This is a genomic window from Spirosoma daeguense (assembly GCF_054776875.1).
In genome coordinates this window covers 273,042-296,082 of the sequence record NZ_BAAHBF010000004.1, presented here as the reverse complement: position 1 = coordinate 296,082, position 23,041 = coordinate 273,042, and the positions used below count along the sequence as shown (strand labels likewise).

General features: G+C 39.7%; 24 protein-coding genes. All 24 read right to left on the bottom strand.

The features are described 5' to 3' along the window. Positions 1-6: 6 nt before the first annotated feature. The 24 genes from ACYVD4_RS14170 to ACYVD4_RS14055 all read right to left on the bottom strand — a co-directional run bounded on the left by ACYVD4_RS14170 (position 7) and on the right by ACYVD4_RS14055 (position 22,998). Positions 7-1,092: a DUF354 domain-containing protein gene (locus tag ACYVD4_RS14170; RefSeq protein WP_460946680.1), complete on the bottom strand. Its 1,086-nt coding sequence runs from the start codon at positions 1,090-1,092 to the stop codon at positions 7-9. A 35-nt stretch (positions 1,093-1,127) separates the two neighbouring features. Continuing rightward, complete coding sequence (locus ACYVD4_RS14165) at positions 1,128-1,820, bottom strand: class I SAM-dependent methyltransferase (RefSeq protein WP_460946678.1); 693 nt, start codon at positions 1,818-1,820, stop codon at positions 1,128-1,130. A gap of 29 nt (positions 1,821-1,849) precedes the next feature. After that, positions 1,850-2,869, bottom strand: coding sequence for a lipid II:glycine glycyltransferase FemX (locus ACYVD4_RS14160; RefSeq protein WP_460946676.1), 1,020 nt, complete (start codon positions 2,867-2,869; stop codon positions 1,850-1,852). Positions 2,870-2,887: 18 nt separating this feature from the next. Beyond that, on the bottom strand, positions 2,888-3,976 hold the full coding sequence (locus ACYVD4_RS14155; protein ID WP_460946674.1) for a DUF354 domain-containing protein: 1,089 nt from the start codon (positions 3,974-3,976) through the stop codon (positions 2,888-2,890). Beyond that, positions 3,973-5,130 carry an N-acetyl sugar amidotransferase gene (locus tag ACYVD4_RS14150; protein WP_460946672.1) on the bottom strand — a complete coding sequence of 386 codons (1,158 nt, stop codon included), beginning with the start codon at positions 5,128-5,130 and terminating at the stop codon, positions 3,973-3,975. Before ACYVD4_RS14150 ends, ACYVD4_RS14155 begins: the two co-directional genes overlap by 4 nt. Next, complete coding sequence (locus ACYVD4_RS14145) at positions 5,127-5,894, bottom strand: AglZ/HisF2 family acetamidino modification protein (RefSeq protein WP_460946670.1); 768 nt, start codon at positions 5,892-5,894, stop codon at positions 5,127-5,129. Before ACYVD4_RS14145 ends, ACYVD4_RS14150 begins: the two co-directional genes overlap by 4 nt. 30 nt (positions 5,895-5,924) lie before the next feature. Further along, entirely contained in the window at positions 5,925-6,551 is a 627-nt protein-coding gene (gene hisH, locus ACYVD4_RS14140) for an imidazole glycerol phosphate synthase subunit HisH (protein WP_460946668.1), read from the bottom strand. 1 nt (position 6,552) lies between these two features. Further along, positions 6,553-7,488: a glycosyltransferase family 4 protein gene (locus ACYVD4_RS14135; RefSeq protein ID WP_460946666.1), complete on the bottom strand. Its 936-nt coding sequence runs from the start codon at positions 7,486-7,488 to the stop codon at positions 6,553-6,555. A 4-nt stretch (positions 7,489-7,492) separates the two neighbouring features. After that, positions 7,493-8,542: a hypothetical protein gene (locus ACYVD4_RS14130; RefSeq protein ID WP_460946664.1), complete on the bottom strand. Its 1,050-nt coding sequence runs from the start codon at positions 8,540-8,542 to the stop codon at positions 7,493-7,495. Positions 8,543-8,911: 369 nt separating this feature from the next. After that, positions 8,912-9,658 (bottom strand): glycosyltransferase family 32 protein, encoded by a 747-nt coding sequence (locus tag ACYVD4_RS14125; protein ID WP_460946662.1) that lies wholly within the window; start codon positions 9,656-9,658, stop codon positions 8,912-8,914. Beyond that, positions 9,658-10,836 (bottom strand): non-hydrolyzing UDP-N-acetylglucosamine 2-epimerase, encoded by a 1,179-nt coding sequence (gene wecB, locus ACYVD4_RS14120; RefSeq protein WP_460946660.1) that lies wholly within the window; start codon positions 10,834-10,836, stop codon positions 9,658-9,660. The genes ACYVD4_RS14125 and wecB overlap by 1 nt, the downstream gene beginning before the upstream one ends. Next, a complete protein-coding gene (locus tag ACYVD4_RS14115) occupies positions 10,833-11,954 on the bottom strand; it encodes an acyltransferase family protein (RefSeq protein WP_460946658.1) in 1,122 nt (373 codons plus the stop codon). Before ACYVD4_RS14115 ends, wecB begins: the two co-directional genes overlap by 4 nt. A 4-nt stretch (positions 11,955-11,958) precedes the next feature. Continuing rightward, positions 11,959-12,918 carry a glycosyltransferase family 2 protein gene (locus tag ACYVD4_RS14110; RefSeq protein WP_460946656.1) on the bottom strand — a complete coding sequence of 320 codons (960 nt, stop codon included), beginning with the start codon at positions 12,916-12,918 and terminating at the stop codon, positions 11,959-11,961. A gap of 12 nt (positions 12,919-12,930) precedes the next feature. Then, positions 12,931-13,818, bottom strand: coding sequence for an FkbM family methyltransferase (locus ACYVD4_RS14105; protein WP_460946654.1), 888 nt, complete (start codon positions 13,816-13,818; stop codon positions 12,931-12,933). 76 nt (positions 13,819-13,894) lie between these two features. Next, positions 13,895-14,932 (bottom strand): glycosyltransferase, encoded by a 1,038-nt coding sequence (locus ACYVD4_RS14100; RefSeq protein WP_460946653.1) that lies wholly within the window; start codon positions 14,930-14,932, stop codon positions 13,895-13,897. Between the two features lie 16 nt (positions 14,933-14,948). Beyond that, the gene (locus ACYVD4_RS14095) at positions 14,949-15,704 is read right to left on the bottom strand and encodes a methyltransferase domain-containing protein (RefSeq protein WP_460946652.1); all 756 of its coding nucleotides are present in this window, start codon (positions 15,702-15,704) and stop codon (positions 14,949-14,951) included. After that, entirely contained in the window at positions 15,673-16,530 is an 858-nt protein-coding gene (locus tag ACYVD4_RS14090; protein WP_460946650.1) for a glycosyltransferase family 2 protein, read from the bottom strand. The genes ACYVD4_RS14095 and ACYVD4_RS14090 overlap by 32 nt, the downstream gene beginning before the upstream one ends. Then, a complete protein-coding gene (rffA, locus tag ACYVD4_RS14085; RefSeq protein WP_460946648.1) occupies positions 16,487-17,659 on the bottom strand; it encodes a dTDP-4-amino-4,6-dideoxygalactose transaminase in 1,173 nt (390 codons plus the stop codon). Before rffA ends, ACYVD4_RS14090 begins: the two co-directional genes overlap by 44 nt. Further along, entirely contained in the window at positions 17,656-18,372 is a 717-nt protein-coding gene (locus ACYVD4_RS14080; protein ID WP_460946646.1) for a GNAT family N-acetyltransferase, read from the bottom strand. Before ACYVD4_RS14080 ends, rffA begins: the two co-directional genes overlap by 4 nt. 27 nt (positions 18,373-18,399) lie before the next feature. Further along, entirely contained in the window at positions 18,400-19,632 is a 1,233-nt protein-coding gene (locus tag ACYVD4_RS14075) for a glycosyltransferase (protein WP_460946645.1), read from the bottom strand. Positions 19,633-19,664: 32 nt separating this feature from the next. Next, positions 19,665-20,588: a nucleotide-diphospho-sugar transferase gene (locus tag ACYVD4_RS14070; protein ID WP_460946643.1), complete on the bottom strand. Its 924-nt coding sequence runs from the start codon at positions 20,586-20,588 to the stop codon at positions 19,665-19,667. A 6-nt stretch (positions 20,589-20,594) separates the two neighbouring features. After that, positions 20,595-21,437, bottom strand: coding sequence for a class I SAM-dependent methyltransferase (locus tag ACYVD4_RS14065; protein WP_460946641.1), 843 nt, complete (start codon positions 21,435-21,437; stop codon positions 20,595-20,597). 21 nt (positions 21,438-21,458) lie between these two features. Continuing rightward, on the bottom strand, positions 21,459-22,274 hold the full coding sequence (locus ACYVD4_RS14060; RefSeq protein ID WP_460946639.1) for a glycosyltransferase family 2 protein: 816 nt from the start codon (positions 22,272-22,274) through the stop codon (positions 21,459-21,461). 28 nt (positions 22,275-22,302) lie between these two features. Beyond that, positions 22,303-22,998 (bottom strand): class I SAM-dependent methyltransferase, encoded by a 696-nt coding sequence (locus ACYVD4_RS14055; protein WP_460946637.1) that lies wholly within the window; start codon positions 22,996-22,998, stop codon positions 22,303-22,305. Positions 22,999-23,041 lie beyond the last annotated feature (43 nt).

Genomic DNA, 23,041 nt, shown 5'->3' with positions numbered 1-23,041 from the left:
TTATAACTAAAATTCATTTGTAGAGACAATTTGTTTCTGAATATGAATACTTTGTGGATAATTCAGAACCAGTTGCGTTAAAAACGAAGTTAAGTCCACTTTATCATTTAATAGGGTCATTTTTCTTGTCGACCACTCCCTTTTTACATCAGTTTCGGTTAATAATTCCTTAATTTTTGACATCATAGCCTCAAACTGCTGTGGCTGAAATGAAAAACACAACTGGTATTTCTTCTCCAGTTCGTTAGGAATTGAGAGTCTGCCTGCAAACGAATTCATTTTTATGGCTGGCGTTCCTAGTAGTGCAGCCTCAGTAGTCATCGTCTGACTGTCGCCGACAAACAACGTAGCATAATATAGTAAGGAGTGTATTTTTTCCGGCGAAACAGGTAATTGGTACGACCTTAATTCAGGCTCGATAGCGCGTTCTGTTGTAACGAATACCTGACCAAATGCATTAAGTAATTGAACCAGCTCAAGTTTTTGGGCGAGTGAAAAGCCTCGTACTCCCGCATCATGATGCGCTTTAAATGCATTAAAACGTAACACAAAAAATGGCTCTCCCGGCTTAATACCTATCTCATGTACTACTTTCGGATCAGGAGTAAATCGATTCGGATGCAAATAAGCCAGCTCATGATAACTAGGATGACAAATCTGTTGCGGCCCCCGTTTCTCATGAGATAAAGCATTAGGATTCAGAATCACACTGGCATACGAAATAAACCTTCCGGAAATAGGAGCGGCCAATAAATCATCATCATCAAGCGCAAACGATTTCATCCGCGTTACTCTGGAAACAAGCGGCAATACCAGCGAAACGCCGACCCCATAATCTATCTTTTTACTACGTACTAAAATGAATACTTTAACGAAGTGAAAAAACTCATAAATGTATTTTAAAAGGATATTATCTTTCCGATTTCCAATGTTGATAAAATCAATTTTATACAGACGTAGCAGATTAGTAATAGAATCGATATTTTTTGCCGTAACCCAAACCTTATGACCATCATTCTGGGCTTCACGAATGAAATGCCTGAATAAATGGACATGGGCCGGATGGTTAATATCGATTAAGATTTTTTTCATGCGAAAATCACTACATAACTAGTGCTTGTGTTGACTCAGAGATCACCTGTTTTTTTTGCCGAAATCAATAACCAAGGGCTTTGCGATTGCCAATTTTTTAGATTTAATTTATCTTCGGTAAAAGCAAAAAAATCTACTAAAATATTGTTTGAGCTGAGCGGTAAAGGTATCCAGTTCATACCCTCTACGGCTTCAATTTCAAAATTACAATCGCTTAGCATCTGTTTTAACTCCGAAAATTTAACGTCATAGTAAGTGCTTTCGTCTCCCGACAGACTTTTTATTCGTCTAAGAAAATAACGCCAGCTTTCTATATTTGTATACGTGAAAATTACTTTTCCATTTTTTCGAAGTAGAGAATTCATCTTTGCTAACACTTCTTTCACGTCTGCAAAATAACATAAAGCCTCAATGCAGATAATAGACGAATAATCTCCTTCAAACTTTGCCTGTAAAAAATCAGCGCAAAAAGCAATAATTTTTTCGTTTCTCGATTTTAAAATATCTATAGCGTTCTGGTTTATATCAACAACTGTAATATCATCAGATTTCTCTAAAAGTGGAATTGCAAACCGGCCTGAACCACCGGCTACATCTAAGATACGTAGCGGTGCTTCATTGAGATGTTTGATGATGAAATTTAATTGTGTACGAGACTTATAACGACCTGTTCTATTGTTATAAGCGCTCGAAAATAAATAATCCCAGTTATAGGCTACATCTGACATATACTTATCTAGTTACATTGAACTAGCTACTACGTTAGCGAAGGCGCTTTCTTTTTACCCCGAATTAAATTAAAGGCCAATTGGGCAATTGAATAAACCACTGGAAATTCAATACGTTCGTAACGGCCATAATTCACCAACGCGCCCCCGAATTTCTTTTTATAGTCTCGTACACCATACGGAACGTTAGGTTTGCCCGCACCGCCAAAATCAAAGTAGGTAAACCCGTTTTTCTGCCCCCATTTCATGACCTCCCAAGGGAGTAAATCATTTGGGTATTTGTTGTAATACTGGCTGTAAGCACCTGCATAATAGTCATATAGCGTGTTGCCATAGGCTAGACAAAACATACAGCCAATAATTTTTTCATTCCACATAACGGTGAACAACCGTAGTCCCGATTCTGCATTTGCGTGAGCCAGAAGAGCCTTAAAATGACTGAAATCGGGTAGGGGAAGTCTGGCACGCTGGTAAACTTCTTTTAAAATAGCATAGCAACTACGTAGTGCTTCGGGCGTATTTTGAATCGTAACCGTACTACCTTCTTTCTCTGCACGTCGAATTTCATTACGTCGTTTTGTGTGAATATTCTTCCAGAGATCTGCCTCGCTATTACGTAAGTCGACTATAAAATTCAAATGCCCTTCATATTTGAATTTATTACGACAAAACTCTTCTATATAGTCAATTGTATTGCCAGAATTTCGTATCTGTGTGTAAAGACTTTTTATTTTTCTACTACGTTCCAGAAGACCATTTACTACATCTTTATTTCTGGAAATAGGCCCACCTATACTAACTGACCGTGCTAAAAAAGGAGAAATTAAAGGTATATTGATAAATTCTTGTTTAAATATTAATAATGTACCTATAATTTTACTGTTAGATTTAGCTATTACGTAGTACGGAGTTAATTCTTTACTTTCAATACATATATAGAAAAACGCTGGTGATTGAAAGTAATAAACACCTTCGTTCATTTGTAAAAAAGATTCTATGCTTTTTTCGTCTTCAGCAGTTAAAGTAGTTAAAATGCTGTATTCGTACATAAACTATATTTTTACTCTTTACGATATAGCTACATTGCTACCTTTTAATAACTGTTTACTTTTGGGGTAATTCTCAAAAAAATCGACCCAAAAACTAGTAACATCAATTTTGTCCGCTAACATCTTTCTACGTTTATTCTGAAATCGTTCGTATAAGTCGGTGCTGGACAATAATTCATTTATTTTTGATAACAACATTTCTGTTTCCCCAATTTGTATGCCAATTGTGAGATTGTATTTTGTCTCTAGCTCAGTTAAAACAGAAATTCTATTTACTAAGCTACTGTAACGAATAGATGGTATACCTAGCATGGATGCCTCTACGCTCATGCTCTGGCTATCGGAAATAAGTAATTTGGCGTTGGCCAATACGTGATGAATATCGCTGGGACCAATTTGTAATAAATACGGATTGTATTTTGGGGCAACTTGACCTTCGGCAGATATTCGAATACTATAGTTTCTTTTTTTGGCTGTTTGTATAATTTGATCTAGCAAATTTTCGTCAAGACCCCGTACGCCAATATCGTGGTGAGCAGCTAATCGCGAGAGTCGGATCAATACGTAATCTTTTGGTATTCCATATTTTATCGGAATAGTATTATCGGCTGTGAAAACGTTGGGGTGCAGATAGCCGAGTTTCATATAGCCTTTATAGCCCACTTTCTTCGACTGCCAGCTTCCTACATTGCATACGTCTGGGCATAAGATTGTCTGAGTAAATGGAAACGTTAAGTCGGCGAGGTTTTTAATAACGGCGTAATCGTCTTCCAGTATCGTGATTCGGTGGATGTTCAGGAGCTTACCAAGCTGAGCCAGTGCCGCATCGGTGCCAATTAGTAAGTCAGGTTTCTGTTTTAAGATAATTGGCAGAATAATCCGCATTCGTTTAAAGAGGCTTAATAGCATAGCCAGTCGGGTAGCGCCCCTTTCTTTTGGTAATATATTCGTATAGCTCAGGCCATCGGTTTTTATTAGTTCTTCCAGTACATCTTTCGTCTTGATTAAAATCGTTATTGTATGTTTCTCCCTACTTGAGAGACGAACAATCGTTTCTCGAAGGGCCAGATATTGTGCCGGATGAGCGAAATAAAACAGGAATTTCATTTTCTTACCGTTGAGTCCAATACCTGATTTGCCGTGATTGTCATGGGCGTAAATCCGTATAACCGTTTTAGAAGCGGTTTGAACTTACTCGACAATGTCATTGTCAGTTCATAATTAGAAGGATAGTCGAACGTATTTCGGGGCGCTGCTGACCAGATTTGTTGATACGTATCATCTGAAAGTGCCAGCTTTTTCTGTACGTAAGCGCGTGTTTGCTCCAGTTCGCTATGCGTAGCAAATGGCCTGTTTAATTGCGCCAATGCTTCCTCTCGCGTTATAGCATTGCTCAGAACTTGTGCAGATAAATTAATCTTACGTTTGTCGATTCCAAACTTACGAGGGAGCCAGTAGGCCATCGAAAATTTTGTGAACAGGTTTTCATGATGGTGGCCACCGTAATCTTTCCAATCATAAAGCGCCATCATTAACTGCTTGGCTTCCTGCTTTTTATAATCGACGTAGTAGTATGGCCGAATGTCTTTAATACCTTTCAGCAGCCCGGCATAAATCATTTTGGGCAACGTAAGCAGTGGGTATGTTTTTAATTGAACCCCAGAGCCGAACTTTCTGTGAATGAATAACAATTGCCGGTCGTCGGCGTATGTCCATTCTTTAGGCTGCTTACCTTCAGAGCGAAAATCGTTGCCGCGCAGAATGTAGTGAATGCCCTCGGCCTGAGCTACTTTATACATGGTTGCCTTAATGGCTAAATCGGTTGGCGTGTCGATCCAGGGCATTCCGGCTTTCATGTAGGCACGTAGCAGATCCTGTATTTCTTCGTAATTGATTACGTAGGTTTCGAGGTCGATATTCAGCTTCGAGGTGACTTTGAAGATGTTTTGAACGGCAATTTCACTGCTGAAACCATTGTCTAAATTGACCGCCAGCGGGCGCAAACCATACTGAACCGCCAGATGCAACAGATAAGAACTATCGACACCGCCACTAACGCCAATAAGGCAATCGTACTGCTTATGACGGCCAGCTTCTTTCATGGTTGAAACAAGCTTTTGCCAATCAGTCAGGCCTTTTTCTCCCCTTGGATAGTCGGCCATCATTGTCTCCTGAAGTCGGCAGAAATTTGAAACGCCATGCTCGTCGAAAGAAATGCCGGGAATGGTTTCGTCCCAGACACCTTTTGTGCATATTCTCATACCTGCGTAAATAAGTTTAGTAGTTCGTTACGTTGGGGGTAATTAACCAGAACCGCTTTGCGAGGACCGTGATAGACAAACAGGGAACCAGCCGCAACCGCCGACGCATGAGCGGTATTGACGGCAGCTTTAAGATCGAGCAGATTGCCCGCGCCACCAGCCGCTACCACCGGAATGCTGACCGCTGCGGAGATAGCCTGAATCAATGCCAGATTATAGCCCTGCATCATACCATCGTGCTCGATAGACGTAACGACTAACTCGCCAGCCCCATTAGCTTCCATTTGCTGCGCCCAGCGGACAGGATTGAGCCCTGTTGCCTGACTTCCGCCGATGGTATATACCTGCTGTTTGCCCAGAAATTTCTTTTTGATATCGATCGAAACAACAATGGTCGAACTGCCAAATTCTTCCGATGCTACCTTTATAAAAGCCGGATCTTTTACCGCAAATGAGTTGACTACTACTTTTTCGGCACCGGCATTGATGAGTTCTTTTATCTGCCGAAGTGTCTGAATACCACCCCCTACGGCAAATGGCATGTTGGCTTCGTCGCCGATGGTACGTACCAGATCGAGATCAATGCAGCGGTTTTCCTTCGTTGCCAGAATGTCGAGTAGTAGCAGCTCATCTGCTTTTAAATCGTTGAAAATTTTAACTGCGTTAATCGGATCGCCGATATAAGTATACGTATCGAATCGTACGGACTTGACCAAGCCTTTGTTTTTTAATAACAGAACAGGAATAACGCGTGGTCGGAACATACAACAGGTTGCTACGTAGACGTCAATTAATTATAGGGCTATGAAATTGGCAATCATCTGCTTGCCCCAGTCGTGGCTTTTTTCCGGGTGAAACTGGGTGCCGTATATATTTCCTTTCTCAATGGCCGATACAAACGGATAGCTGTAGGTTGTCATGGTCAGTACATCTTCTGGTTTCTGGCAAACCATATGATACGAATGGACAAAATAAAACTGTGCCTCATCGGGAATTTGCGTAAACAGACGCGAGGTTCGAGTGCGATGCCCGGTATTCCAGCCCATATGCGGGACTTTGTAAACCAGTTTGTCATTTACCTGAAAGCGTACTACGTTAGCATCGAACCAACCCAGCCCTGCTACGTTCCCTTCTTCGCTCGATTTCGCCATTAATTGCATACCAAGACATATGCCAAGAATGGGTGTTTGCTCAACTAAAACTTTACGATTCAATACATCCCAGATACCCGACTCTTTCAAATTTCTAACACCATTGGCAAAATGACCGACACCCGGCAAAACCAGTTTTTGGGCATTTGCCACTTCTTGACTGTCGGACGTAATACGTACACGCGCGTTCAGGCGGTCGAATTTTTTCTGGACCGAGCGCAGATTTCCCATGCCATAATCGATGATAACGATGTCGGTTTGTGCGCTCATTTTAAAGTTGATTATAAACAGACCAGATTTGTTGGGCAATCAGTCGGTTATCGAATCGGCGCATGTGCTCCCGTGCCGAAATAGGTTGTTTATTCGTTACTACGTAGTGAATTTTCGATGCTACGTCGGCAGGCTCGTAAGACGTAACGTAGCAGCCAGTTATATCTCCAATAATGCTGCGAACATCGCCTACATCGGTCGAAACGACGGGGCAATTGCAGGCAAGTGCCTCTTTCACAAATTGGGGCGACCCTTCAGAATACGACGTCATTAACGCTACATCGACTGCACCGAATAATAGCGCAACTTCTTCTCGAGTATAATTCTTTAGTTCGAGTAATTCCATGGATTCGTTCTTGAGAAGCTCAAGAGCTGCTTTTGCCAGTGGGTAATTCTTGACTGCTACGTCAAAGCCAGCCGAAAAAAGAACGTAATTTTTATCTAGTGAAAGTCCTAATTGTTGTCGACTTTGGGCTTTATCTCTTGGTACAAATACATCAAAATCGACTCCACAAGGAACAACCGACCGTTTTGATGGAGTGGTATACATCGCCTTTTGCGAAAGCTGGTGGCTGATATAGATCGTTTTGCTGCTCAGCGCATCAACCAAAGCGGCAATTATTCTGGAGAAAGGCAGGTTAATATCTGATCCATGAAAAGTTGTAATAACGGGTACCTGGCGTTGCAGATTGGCCAACATACCCGACATAGCTACGTGGGCATGGATGCAGTCGTAAACCTGATTTTTGAGTTGTGAGGTCAGTTGCTTCAGGCACGAAAGGTATCCTGTGACGCCTTTGCCAGTAATAAAAAAGTAATCGAATGTAAGCGTCAGATCGAGCCGCTTCAGGGCTTCTACCTGATCGTAAACGAAAGCCTGATGCTTTCTGAAATCAAACGCTGGCGCATTTCCGCTACAAACGATTAAAATTCGCATAGTATTAGGAGCGGCCTGCCAGTTTGAACCAGTTCCAGCCCACCACAACGGCGGTTACTAATATCAGATAGGGAATATAATATTTCCTGTTTTTGGGATTCATCTGTGAAACACCATGAGCAGCAAACGTGAGCAGGAAAGGTAGAAGTGGCAAGTGAAATCGTTCAGAAAATGCAAAACCGCTGGATGCCAAAACGAATATGTATGAGAAGGTTACGGCCAGAATCAGAACATGATGCTTTAGCTGTTTTCGTTTATAAAGTGCCCAGAGGCTAATAAAGACAAAAAATGCATAGACGTTACGTGTAAAATAAGCTCCGGCCAACATCATAGCATTAGGCTGTAACGTATCGACAAGCGAGGGAAAGGGTGCCATAATCATGAATGGCATAAAAACACTACGTGATCCGTACTTGGCGTATTTGTTATTGCCATCTCCACGAGTCGCGTAACTTTTCATCTGAGCGGATTGGTTGTCGGCACTTTCGTTGATATGGTCCATGATGTTATCGGCTAGGGGCGTCAGTGAAATCACAAAAACGCCCGCTATCAATAAAAGCACAAGAAATAATCGCTTGTTAAATGATGAAATTCGGCTCGATGAAAAAACAGTTGCCACGGCCACTGCCCCAATTAAGCAGCCGGCTAAAACCGTTCGAAAAAAGAAGGACAATGTGATTGCAAGAATTAATAGAAATACGTCGAGAGATTTTATCGTCTTTGTACGTATTACTTTATCGGCCAGATAAACGAACCATACCGTTAAAAAAACCATTTCTGTTTCCTTAACATGCAGCCCACAATAATAAATCATATTAGGAACAAGCATCGTTAAAATACCTGCTAAACGGCCAATTGGCTCGCCAAAATTATTGCTTGCCAGTTTGTAAGTAAATACACAGGTTTGAGCCCCTAAATAAGCTTTAATGATACGTGGAATAAGAACATGGTCGCTCAGGTTATAGTAGATCATACCCAGATAAAAGGGATAACCAACATCTGAGTAGTTTTTGCCAACATATTCTACATACTGATCGAATTTGTGATACTTCAAAAGGAATGTTAACCAAATAGCTTCGTTGTGATAGCCAAGGGCATCGGCAGTTTCGTATTCAAATGGCTTACCTGTGGATGATAAAAAATAGAAATAGCTAAAAAATACCCAAGCTATTCGAATCCAGAATGAAGTCCAGAGTAGTTTACTAGAAAAAGATTTCTGAATAACTTTTGCCCAATTGTTAGAAATTGTATAAACAAAAAAGAAAAACCCAATTACTTCGATAAAGCAAAATGCAACCCATTCGGCTTTTAAGAATTTCTCGAAAAAAGCAAAAAAGCAAATGACTAAAATAATGCTAAAAAAAGCAATTGCCTTATTGGTATAATACTTTGAAAAAGGTGTATTGCTTGGGATAACCATTGGCTACGAACTATGCTGATTTGGGAAAATTGTATAATAATACCGACGTTTGATACGGACTAGAAAATCTGAAATTTTGGGGCCTAATATGTTTCTGAAAATATACTTCTTTAGTTTTATGCGTTTTGGCTGCCAAGAGCCTTCAAAATGATGAATGCAATACGTATTATCTGTTAGCGTGATTATACCAGAATGCGATTTTGGACAGAAATAGTCTTTCGGGAAAATATGAATTACGTTCTTATAAACCTGATAACTGTTCTTCAAAATAAAACCATTTTCGGCCATTATATCCGATATAATTGCTACGTTGGTTGTAATATCATACGTACCATCTGGAAGCCGAAAAGGCCTGCCCGTATAGTAGTCTAACTGCTCTTTGGCCCATTCGTTATATTGCTCGCTCGCCATAATTCCAGTTGGAACTTCGGTATCACTTTCGAAGCCGGAGAAAGCTGGTAAATGCAAAAGATTGTCCAGATTTTTTAGTATTTCAACATCCAGATCCATATAAATACCACCGAAATTATAGAGCGCATATAACCGCACATAGTCCGTAACAAATGCGAATTTTCGGGCTTCATGAGCTTCCCTAACGTAACGAACGCTCGATATATCGAACGTATCTTCATTCCAGAGTTGTAATTCGTAATCGGGTAGGAATTTCTTCCAGGAGTCGAGACATTTATAGGCCATTGCTGGCATTGCACCTCTACCAAACCAGCAATAATGAATTACTTTGGGAATCATCAGGCAGCTACTACGTGTGGATGGCTTTTTTCAATAAAATAATTTACGATTCTGGTCGACGCTTTTCCGTCGCCGTAAGGATTAATAGCTTGTGCCATTTCATTATATGTTTCCCAGTCGTTGAGCAATAAACTTACATTGTTAACAATACTGTCCTGATCGGTGCCAACCAGCCTAACGGTTCCGGCTTCTACTGCTTCCGGTCGTTCAGTTGTGTCGCGCATAACCAGAACTGGCTTTCCTAGACTTGGCGCTTCTTCCTGAATACCACCACTATCTGTTAAAACAAGATAAGAAGCCTGCATCAGGTAGACGAACGACGAATACTCTAACGGAGAAATCAGAAACACGTTGTCGATACGTTCCGAATGCAAGATTCTGTTTACAGGCTCCTGTACACTCGGATTTAAATGCACAGGATAAACAAAATCTACATCTGGGTGCCTGATTGCCAGACTTTTTATTGCAAGGCAGATGTTGGAAAAGCCTTCGCCAAAGTTTTCTCGTCGATGCCCGGTTATAAGTACAATACGTTTATTATTGGTCTGCCGAAGATTATAATAACCCTTGCCTCGGATATCTTGTACGATAGCAAGTTCCATGCCCGAACTATTAACTATTTTATTAATTATGTTTTTTAGTGAGTCAATTACTGTATTTCCTGTTATTATAATTGATGTGTCGGTTATTTTTTCATTCAGTAAGTTACTCTTAGCCTGATATGTTGGAGCGAGATGATACGTAGCAAGTCGACCAGTGATTTGTCGGTTCATTTCTTCAGGCCATGGACTATAACGGTTGTGTGTTCTAAGTCCAGCTTCAACATGAGCTACGGGAATATTTTGATAAAATGCTGCCAGTGACACAGCCATAGACGTAACCGTATCGCCATGTACGAAAACTATATCAGGCCTACTGTTAAAAAAAACTTCCCGCATCTCGACCAGAAGGCGTGCGGTTATATCATGTAAATCCTGCCCTTGTTTCATGATATTTAGATCATAATCGGGCACGATGTCAAATAGCTCAAGAACCTGATCAAGCATTTCCCGATGCTGACCTGTCACACAAACCAGTACGTCGAAAAGATGCTGATGCTGCTGGAATTCCCGAATTAACGGAGCGATTTTTATAGCTTCTGGCCGAGTTCCAAATGTTAGTAGTATCCTTTTTTTCATCGTGTTACATACTGATTACTCACTTCCAGAGGTTTAGTAGCATTAGAATTAACTGTAGAGAATTTATCTTTTAACTGTAAAAAGAATTTTTCGAAATATTGATAAGATAAATAGGAGAATATTGTAGTTGATGAGAAAACAAGTATAAGGCCAAGTAAAAATTTAGCTAGGCTATTTATTGGTAATTCTTTTAATAATGGCATAAGGAGAAATATACATAACGGATGAATTACATACATGCCGTAAGAAATTTTTCCGAGGAAATTTAATAGGTTACTTTCTAAATTAATTAATTTATTGCGTGTACTTACTTGCCCGATAATTAATGTCAATGATGACAGTGATATTAATTCATGGGCAATAAGCGATGGGCAATAAATGATACCAAAACCTATTGAAATAAATATTGACCACGCTAGAATCTGTACAGATTCTTTTGATAATATGTCTATAAATAGTTCGTTACCTCTGTAATAGAGTATTGCCCCAAGTCCGCCTAACATCATTGACGGGAATCGTATGATGCTGAATGAAATATATGCAATAGAAGATTTGCCAAGAAAAAAGTAACTGCCAAACTTTAAGGATAGTAAAATAGAAATTCCTATAATAATGACTGGTAAATACTTCTTAGGGTTTATTGTAAACAGCCATGGCCATATTAAATAAAACTGTTCTTCGACTGCAAGACTCCAAAAATGTGCTAGTATATCAATAGGTAAGTTTAGAATTGCTGGCACATCGGCTAGTTGTAGAATATACCAATAAAGATGGTTCGAGTGAATCCGGTTAGTATGGATACTCACTAAATCAGAAAAAGAATAACAGATTAATATAAATAAATAATATAAAGGCCATATTCGTAATACTCGTCGAATATAAAATTTTTTTATACTTACCTGATTAGATTGTTTCTCGATCAATAATAAATAGGTAATTATAAAGCCACTAATTACAAAAAATAACGTAACGGCAAATTGTGACATAGGTAGACCAATATCATCAGCTAATCCAAAGTTCATGATGGCTCCTACTATAGTGTGCCCCATTACTACTGATAATGCAGCAATAGCTCTTAAACCGTTTATACCAGGCAGATAAATTACTTTATTTATCATTTTATTACTTGACAGAGACAAACGTATTATACAGGTTAGTTTTTATTGCCGAACCTAACTGCTTGATTCCTGTAAATAAGTATACGATGATTTTAGGAGCTTTATAAATGAACTTGTATATGAACGGCTGCTGTGACCAGTTGACAGTTTCTAACAATTTATTTATTTCGTCGGTATATAATCCTTTTAGGTAATAATTATAGAGGGAGCGTACCTTTAGTCCGTCTAGCAGTTTTTTTAATGATCGATTATTTTTAGCGGCTCTCTCTAAATGTTCTATGTTAAAAATAATGTGCGTTTCTTTAGATCTAATCTTGCCATTAAGTGCCCTATTATGTATATCTACATCTTGATTTGAATAGGCTAGGAATTTATTAACGTACGCAACCTTTGATTGTATTGCGACTCTTGCCCAAAGATCAAAATCTTCAGAAAATTTTATATTACTATTAAATCCGCTTTCTTTCTCGAAAATTGATTTAGAAATAACTACAAAAGAGCAATTGATGGGGACCCAGAATGTTTTTGCATATACAGCAAAATAGTTGATATAACCAGCTTCGAAACCTGAAGGCAATCCAATGTTAGGTAATTGATTTTTGCCGTTTTTTACGTAGTAATAACTTGTTCCGAATAAGTTAGCCTCATTATATTGGTTTATTAGAGTAGCCATTTCCTCTAAAAAATGACAACCCCACCAATCATCAGCGTCCAGAAAAGCAATGTATTGGAAGCGTGCATGCTTTACGCCGATATTACGTGCTACAGAAACTCCCGCATTTTTCTGGCTTATAAAGTTTATTCGTTGATCATTAAATTTATAGACTTCTTCAATACTATTGTCCGTTGATCCATCATTAATAATTATAAGTTCAAAATTTACATACGTTTGATTTAAGACAGATGTGATTGCCTTGGCAATGTATGGTGCTTTATTATAAAGAGGTATAACTACTGAAAACATCTTTATGCATGATCAACATGAATATTTTTCGATCTCCTTAATCAGCCCTTTATCTTTTGTAAGCAGAAAATCATTCGATGCTTCGTATGTTTTAATTTCTTGATTATTTATTCGCTTAAAATATTTTCCACGTTTAATAGAACCGATTGCGAAAAGCTCATAATCATAACTTCTCGTGAGCTGATTGAAAGCTAGAAAATTATCAGAAGTACTATTTACCTCAACAATCATTGTGGGTGTAAACTTTTTAATAAAAGCCTTTGCTCCTGATAAAACCTGTAATTCATGACCTTCTACGTCTATTTTGACACAAGCCGTTTTTGAATCGATTAATAAATCCAAAAATAAATTATCTATTGTTTCGATCTTGATTAATTCCTCCTTCTCTATTTCCTGTTTAGTGAGAAGTTGATTATTTAATGTGCTATTATAGGAGGTTGTATCAATAAAGAAACTACTGTAACCGGCCTTGTCAGAAGCTCCTACTTCAAAAAAAGTGTAGTTTGAGAATTTATTTAGTACACATCGTTCCTTGTTTATTAAATTCAATTCTTTGTTAGGCTCAACGAAAAATACGGGTCTTCCTTCTGATAGTGATAACAACGATCTCATGCCTAGATTTGCTCCAATATCTATCCATGGGATATCTTTGTCAAAATATTTGTTTAAAATATGTTCAGTGAAATTTAATTCAGGAGAATGCCATTTATATGAAACAGCAAATTGTCGTGTTTTATCATTATTTTTGAGTATAGAAGTATTTACTTTTTTGCCATTTTTAAGAACGATTTTCCAATTATCGTTCCTGTTTGGTAAGGTTATGTATTTTCCTGCTACGTGAGTAATAAAATTGGGACTATATTCATATAACATGTTATAGGTCTTGTAGAAAGGCTTCATTAGTAATAATTTACTAATATATACACTTACTTTCTTAATTAGACCTATTGCTATATTTTTTAACATAGTTCAGTTTTTAATATGCACTTTGTAATATATTATTCTCACACTTATTAAGCACGATACGTATCGATTGGCTAGGTGATACGTATCGTAGGTAATATTCGTACGCATTTTTCTCAAGCGTTTTTCTATAATCCTCGTTACTTCTAATTAATTCAATCGCTTCTCTGATCTCAGTTTCTTTTCCGGATACTATATGAATATGTTTTCCGTGTTCAAGGGGTTCGGGAAGATCGTTTACTAAAGGCGTAGAGATGATAGCTTTGCCTAATGCAAGGTATTCGCCTAGTTTCCAGCCGTGGCAAAGAGCCCACGCTGGTGTATTGAACACCAACGTAGATGCTTTAATCTTATTAATATAAATTTGCTTTGGCACCCATTTCTCATTTACCACTAAATTTTGGAAGCGAATATTCGTGTTTTTTATTTTACTATATACAAAACCACCTTCAAAATGTACTTCTTTCATACTTTTGCAGGCATTCATAAAATTTGCTCTATATTGATTTACAGTATTATCGTTATTAATCCATTGATCACTACTCCAGAGCGTATTTATAGAATATATGTAATTTGATCTTGCTTTCCCTGGTTTATAGGCATTTATAGATATTTGTCTACTTTGTTTATAATAACTGGATAGGAAACTTTTTATTCCTCTAAAACTTCTCTGTGTTTGTAGTAAATTTCGGAATCCATAAAAACCAGCTAATGAATTGTCCCAAATCTTTATACCGAAACTTGGAGCAACACTTATTATTTTTTGATTATATTTTTCAGACGTATATTCTGGGTTTAAATTAATTTTCCCATAAACATCACACCATTCATAATCTGAATCTTCAATTGCTGAATCGTCACTCCAGTCAATTATATACCTGTTTATGATTTTATTATTAATAACTACAAATTTTAGTGCTCTGCTTATCTTTAATTTTGTGAAATATTGATTTGCAAAATTGATATTAGATTCTCCAAATACGTCATATAGTCCTTTGATGTAAAAGGAGGTGTAGTCTATATTGGAATTAGGGTCTATATATACTTTCACAATTTCTAGGATTAATTTATTTTAACTGTGCAACTACACAAACATCTTCATTAGGTCTATTGTGCGTAAATGGAATGTTAGCCAGCTCATCGGAGAGGGTTACTTCCTGCATATTTTTAAATTCTCCTGATCTTGTTAGTTGATACAACAATCCTTCTGCATCGTAGCACCATTCATGCTTCTCTGTCGGTACACTGTGTGAAAATACAGAGAAATAAAAACTGGCTGGACTTTCTTTCGAAATCCTGTTCAATGCCCAATCAGATTCTTGTCGAATTTGACCTGTTAAGTATAAGTTTATATATTTTTTTAAATCAGGCGTTGAAATAAGAATATAGCCATCTTTGTTTAATAGTTTTGCACAATTTTTCAAGACTGTTAAGCCTGTTTCAGGAGTGAAATGTTCGAAAACGTGCTGCATACGTATTAAATCAAATTTGCCTAATTTTTCTAAGATCGAATCCGTAACTGTTGTCATATCGATCCGATAGTATTTTCCTTTTTTATTAACGAGAGTCTCAGGAAAGAGGTCTATATAAGTGAAATGATCATCGAATGTACCGCCACAACCTACTTCCAACCATCTTTTTTTATTTTCAATTAATAGTTTTGCGCGAAGTCCTCCATTTTCTCCGGCTTTTATATATGAACCTTTGCCTAATAAAGATGGATGAATACTTTCTATTTGGTTAGTTTTGTAGGATTTTATTGTTTTCTTTGTAAAGACGATAAATCCCAGCTTATCCAGAAGATTGATCACTCCTTTTTTCATCCTGATTTCTTATACTTTTATATTTATCTATCCTGAAAAGCAACCTATATATATTCAGTATCATAAACCACGCCAGTTTATTTCTTTTTAATCTTTTTATAATTCTTCCATCAAGTGAGAATTCCTGATAATCCAGTAATATACTTTTAGGTAAGATAGCATTTAGTACGGCTTTTCGTTCCTGTAAATCTAGCTCGGTATTGCTACTTATTCCGTTTGTATCGAACCACACTACGTTGATGTCTCGATAAAGAACCTTTTCATTGTGTAGACCAACAGTTATTAGATAGAATTTCCAGTCAGATACTATTTTAAGAGACTCGTCATACAGGCCATATTGATCGAACAATGATCGTTTTATGTAGGCGGGGGAATGGAAAATAGTTGAATAATACATATCCATCAGCGTAATCTGACGCCCGGCGTAACTACGTTCAACAGTACGTTTTCCGTCTATTTCTCGTACCTTATTTCCGTATAAAATACTGCAATCTTCAAATTCATCCAGCATTCGTGCCGTTACGTCAGGAGCTAGTAAGTAATCGCCAGAGTTCAGAAATTGGCAATACTCACCACGGGCTTTCAGAATGCCTTTATTCATGGCGTGGTAAATGCCGTTGTCGGATTCGCTGATCCAGTAGGTGATTTTGTCCTGATGTTGTCGAATGATTTCTACGCTACCATCTGTTGATCCGCCGTCGATAACGATATACTCAAAGTCGATAGAAGATTGATTAACAACGCTTTCTATCGTTTTTTTTATGCCTTGTGCATTATTATAATTAATAGTTATAATGGATAGCTTTGGCGTTTTTTGAGTAAGCATATACATTATAGATGACGTTAACTATTTTATCGATTTGTTGATACGTTAGTTCATAAAACAGAGGCAGACGGAGCAGACAATCCGAGTATTGGTCGGCATAATACAATTCTCGTCCGTCGTGTTTATCCGTATAGTAGGCGCTTTTATGCAGACTCAGATAATGAAAAACGGCCAATACGCCCTGACTTTTCAGAGCTGAAATCAGTTTGTTACGTTCGTCTAATGAGTTGCACACCAGATAGAGCATGTGTGCATTGTTACTGGCATATTCTGGAAGGCAAGGCAACTTAAAATATCCTTCTTCGGCCAGTGGACGTAGTGCTTCATAATAATAACTCCACAAGTCCATTCGACGATTCTGGATTTGCTCAATATTCTCTAACTGAGCATATAAAAAGGCAGAAATAACCTCAGAAGGCAAAAACGAAGAACCAATATCGACCCAGCCGTATTTGTTGACTTCGCCCCGGAAGAATTCGCTTCGGTTCGTGCCTTTTTCCCAGATAATTTCGGCCCGTTGAAGAAACCGTTCGTCGTTTATGGCCAACATGCCACCTTCGCCCGAAATAATGTTTTTGGTTTCGTGAAACGAGAATGCGGCCAAATGACCGATTGAACCCAGCGCCTTGCCTTTATGAAATGACTCAATAGCCTGAGCGGCATCTTCAATAACAATCAGATTATATTGCTGGGCGAGCCGCATGAGCTTGTCCATGTCACAAGCCGTACCTGCGTAATGAACAGGAACAATCGCCTTCGTGCGCGACGTGATGAGTGCTTCCAGCTGATTGACATCAATATGCGGACTGCTGCCGCTGCTGTCGGCAAATATTACGTTGGCACCCTGCCGAATGAAGGGTAAAGCGGTTGAAACAAAAGTATAGGATGGTACAATGACTTCGTCATCGGGTTGAATGTTGGCCAATAAAGCCGCCATTTCAAGCGCATCGGTGCAGGAAGTTGTCAGCAACGCCTTCCGAAAACCGTATCTGTTTTCAAAAAAACGCTGGCATTTTTGCGTAAACAACCCGTTGCCCGATAGCTTGCCTGAGTTGACTGCTTCAATGATGTATTGAGTTTCCTTACCGGTTAAATAAGGTTTATTGAATGGAATCTCAATCGAATTCATAACCAAACATGATAAATGTCGGTGGCCGATAGCTGCTGACAGTTTATTTTCTCATAAAATTGACAAGCTTGACGGTTGGCTTTTTGGGTCACTACGTTCATCCGAGAAACACCTTTGTTATGCAGATAAGCCAGCATGTGATTAAAGTAAGCGGTTCCGATTCCTTTGCCGCGATGGTCCTGATCAGTTGCTAAAATCCCTGGTGTGCCTATGTCTCCTGAGATTTTTACCGTAATCATTCCCAGAATAGCCTCTTCGTGTTTGTAGACAAATACTTCGTCGGCAAGTTGTCCCTCCAGCGATTTATCCATCCAGTTCCGATACAACCGCTTAAAGTCGGCTTCTGAAAAGTTTGAATCCTGCTTAAATCTTGAGTAATGGCCTGATTGATAGGCTAATTCATACAGTTTGTTTTTATCGTCAGTAGCCTGAAGTGAGAACACATTCGGGTCTGATACTCTCATTGATTGATCAGTTTCAAGGGTATAAATCAGACGAGTATCAACCAATCGGGCATCAAACAATGAATGAATGGTTTCGGGGAGCGAGATGTTCTCTGGAGCAAATAAATAGACTAGCGCATAGTCTTGTTTCTGGGCTTCGCTTAACAACGTAACACTTACCTGAATGTCCCCTGAGGTACGTAATTCGCACTTGCCGATCTTCTTCCCGAAGAAATCACTATCCCAGTTTAAGTGCTCTACAGTCGCCATTTTGGGCAATTTCAGAATCGCTAAATCTTATGTGTCTATTAGTTGGCCAATCTGCTGCTGAAACGATTGTTTACCATAAAGTGAAACCGCCATATCTCGACAGTTTTGAGCCATTTTACGGTAATCGAGACTAGTCAACTGCATGATTTTCTGTATTCCAGTTGCCAGATCATCGAAGTTGCCAAGCTGAGCACAATAGCCTGTTTTGCCATTTATGACTAAATCCTGCGCCACTCCCGTATTGAATGCAGCAACTGGCGTGCCACACATAATCGATTGGTTAATCATTAGTGGGCCGGAGTCTTCAATCGATGGGCAAACAAACAGATCGGCAGCCTGATACGCCTTAATTAAATCCGACTCGTTTAAGTGTCCGGTAAGCTTAATCGGCTTATCCTGAACCGACAATGGAGAGTCACCAGCTACGAGTAGCGTTACGTTCTCCAGCTTTACTACGTCGATGGCATTTAGTAACAATTGCATGCCTTTACGCCGTTCTTTCAGGGACGTAGCACCGAAAAAAATAATTTTATGATCGGACGGTAAGCCGAAAAATGCTTTGGCTGCTACGTTATCGCCCGGTTTGAATTTCTCTTCGTTTACGTATCCCAGCAGCTTAACAATTGGCTTATCTCTAAAAAGCCTTGATTGCTGCGCCCGTTCATAATCACTGTTCGAAAAGGTCATTATTCCCAACGTAGCGGGCAAATACTGAATCTTCTGCTTTAGATTTTCTTTTGCCAGCCATTGATCGGCTTCTGATGGAATGGCCAGACACGTGCCGCAATCAGTTTTATAGCCCTGACACGACCAGGGATAATGACAACCACCGGTTATAGGCGCGTTGTCGATCATTAACCAGTACATTTTGGCGCCGGTCAGACTCTGGAGTTCGTTTATAACTTTTGCGTTGATAAAATCGGTTACCCAATGGATAAAGATTACGTCGGGTTTAGCGGGGATTGATTCGAGAATCTTCTTCGCCGATATAGTTGAGTAGCGTTCGTAAATGTTATAGAAATAATAGTCGTAATTGAACGTAACGTTTGACCATTTCGCCTTCGCGGCTTTTCGTGCCAGCTTCGCAAACGGACTACTTAACGGGCTATCGGCGTATTGAATGACATTCGACGACTGGCCTTTTTTGTCCATGACAACCAAGTGCGTATCGTAACCTGACTGACTTAGGAAGTCATTGAAATCGACCGAGAATTTTCCAGCTCCGCCGTAGTCGAGTGCCGACAAGTTTAGGATAGTCAATGAATTGAAAGCTTTTTAGGGCGCTATGTTGACTAACTCGTTACGAATGATTTGACCAGTTTTAATACGGCTTTCTTGGCAAAGCTCCGTTTGCCGGGGTTGAAAAACCGTTCGAACACGTACCAATCGAAATACGTATCTGCTTTTTTCAATGTTGGATGTTTCAACGGCCATTTTAAGGTCGAAAAGGGCAGATGAGCGTAATTTGAATTGATATCGAACGTATGAGTAGAATGTTCGTCGAAGCCGATGTTTGCAATCAGATTTACAGCTGGAACGATGCTGTAACTGCTATGATAAAGCCGACAGAAAAGCCATTGGAAATCCCAGACGTCGGACCTGACTTCTGAAAAATAGTACTCGAATTCGCTGGACAAATGCTTGAAAAGTGCGTCATTTTTCAGATGGCTTTTCACTTTTTCCTTTCCTTCGGCGGTTGCCCATCGGCTTGCTACGTAGTCGAACTTTTGCCAGGCTTCGCGCCACGTTGCCCACCCCCAACTGAAGCCCATGTTTGAGAATAGGTAAGAATGTCGGGCAATTTTCCAGTCAACAACCGGGTTTGTTCCGCAAATCATAGATACGCTATCATCGCCCTTGTATTTCTGGAGTAATTCTTCGCAAAATGCAAAGAAACTGCTGTGAGCCAGACAGTCATCTTCCAGAATAATGCCCTGTTCTACGTGCTCAAAAAACCACGTAATAGCTTCCGCAGGACCGTATCCGCATCCTCGGTTTTCGTCGCGAAAAAGCGTTTTTACCTCACAAGTCCAGTCGATCAGATTGATGATTTCACGACTGGCCGCGCATGATAGAACATCCTGAGAGTTATTCGGGCGAGGGCCATCAGCGGCAATAAATAACTGACGAGGCTGAACGTTCCTAATCTGCTCGAACGATTTACGGGCAGCATCGGGTCGATTAAAAATTATGAGTAAAACGGGCGTCGCAAGCATGAAATACTACTTGTTGACAGGTTTTCGGGCTTCGATAAACAAAGCCGTTGGGTCGAATGCAAGACCGTCTTTCACGTCGAGTTCGTAAGCAGACCAACCCGTAATATCGCTTTCGAAGGGTGTTTTTTGAACGGATTTTTCGAAACCAGCTTTCAAAAGCAACCGCGACAATGAGAAACGATCATACATCCAATAATGAATTTCGCCCCCTTTTCTGAATTGTCCCAGTCGAATAGATTCGCGTTCTTCTGAAGTCAGAACCGTCGAAAGAAGCTTGCTACGTATCTTTTTATAGTTGAGGTTCCGGGCAATTTTCGTGAATGTGTTTTTAATACCTGAACGCGCTACGTTTGTATGATTGGGTTGCTGATAATAATTTCGCAGTGCCCGTCCTACGTAGCCAATACGTTCCAGTACGTAGTGTTCGTTGGGTAATTCTGGACTGGCAAAGTAGGGCCCCATCTGTCCGCCCGGCTTGTTACGTACCGTCTGGTCATACATTTCGAGCAGTATCCAGTCGTAGTTGGCTTCTGCTATTTGGGTTTTCTCAGTAACACACAACTGCATGTATTTCTGATACTCCTTTACGATATTCTCAAGATCGGGGAGCACCACTCTGATAATGCCGTTGGGTTTTAAAACCCGAAAACATTCTTCTATAAAATCTTCCGATTTTTCTTTCGGAATATGCTCCAGAACCTGCGAATGATACACTACGTCGAAATGATTTTCCGGGAAGGGAAGGCCGCTTAGAATATCATGTTCGATAACGGTAGGGTGGGAGGCCACCATATCGATATTGACCCAATCCTTGTGAAACTTGCTACCACATCCTACGTTCAAAAACATATTTTCGGCAGAAAAATGAATCTACTGTCTAGAAACCAGCTTTCGGAAATTCTTTATGACTTTATACAGAAATACCAGTGCTGGGTAGAGCACTTTCTGATCTTTATACCATACCAATATTTCCAGTTCTCGCTCACGCTTGTGCCAATACTCATAATCGGCGAGTACGCGTTTGGGGAGGTTATTATTAAGTACAGAGCTGACTTCGAGAAGGGTATGCGGGTTGGGTTCCGAACTTTGCCCGCTCATGTCGTAATACGAAAGGAATTGGTTGACGTATTTGCACGTAGCGTTTTCGAAGATGATGGATTTAATCCAGAACTCGTAATCGGCGTGTAAGTGCATGGATTCATTGTACGCACCCAATCGGGTAAACAACTCTTTTTTTATCAGTGTGGATTGATGCCCTATTGTGCTTTTAAAGAAATTCTTCATCGTCAGCGTTGGCGAGTATGTTACCGGCTCAACACGACCATTCTTATAGCTGAGATACGTATTAAAGTAAATGACATCCTCGCCTGTACATTCGCTAACGGCGGCTGACAATATATTCTGATTGAGCCAGTCGCCGGAGTTAAGAAACAGACAATACGTGCCCGTTGCTTTAACGATTCCCTTATTCATATCGGCATAAATACCGGCTTTGGGCTCTGATTGCCAGTAGGTAATTTTAGGCTCGTATTTCCGGATAACTTCCTGACTACCATCGTCTGAGCCGCCGTCAATCACTATGTATTCACAATCATCACTCAGTTGAGAAATTACGCTTTCAATGGTTTTTTTTAGCCCTACAGCATTATTCCAATTAATGGTGATTATGGAAATTTTTTTCTGCATGAAGTTGCGAGAACCAACGTAGCGTTGCCTACTTCTGCAACTCGACGTATGTATTTACTTTGTCCTGATTTGCTCGAGTTTCCAAGCCGTTTAACTCCGAATGTTGCGATACGCCATACGTAGTAAATGCTACGTTGGAATACCCCAGATGTGTGGCTACCAGGCGAAGTTCTTCGCGGCTATAGAAGTGAATATGCTCCCATTGATCATAGCAATCCTGCTTGGCTTCGCTGGCTGATTTATAAGACGTTGGTTTGAAATAATGATTTTTTAAAACGCCCTCCAGACCTGGAAAACTCATTCTTAGCACACCGCCGGGTTTCAAAACGCGATAACATTCGCTCAAAAAATTGATAGAATCGGCCTGTGTCAGGTGCTCGATAAAATCTTCACAGAAACCATAGTCAAAACTATTGTCGGCAAATGGCTGACGAGAGGTAAGGTCGAGCGCATGATAGGAAAATAACTCAACCGGATTCTGATCGGAGTCGGGCAGTTGATTTTTGCGCCAGGCCGCCAATAATTCTACCGGAAGCGAATCGACATTTACCCACTGCTTCAACAACTTTGTACCACAGCCATACTGAATCTTGGTCAGCCCTTTTGTTGGAATAAAAAAGCCTTCGTCGGTTTGGTTGGCGAATTTATTGGAGCTGATTTTTTTTAGCTCGTAACCTAAACCATTGACGGCCGAATGAAAGCCTTTTTTGAGCGATTGAACCATGATTTTTGGCAGTGATACGTTATAAGTTGCTGTTTAGCAAAGT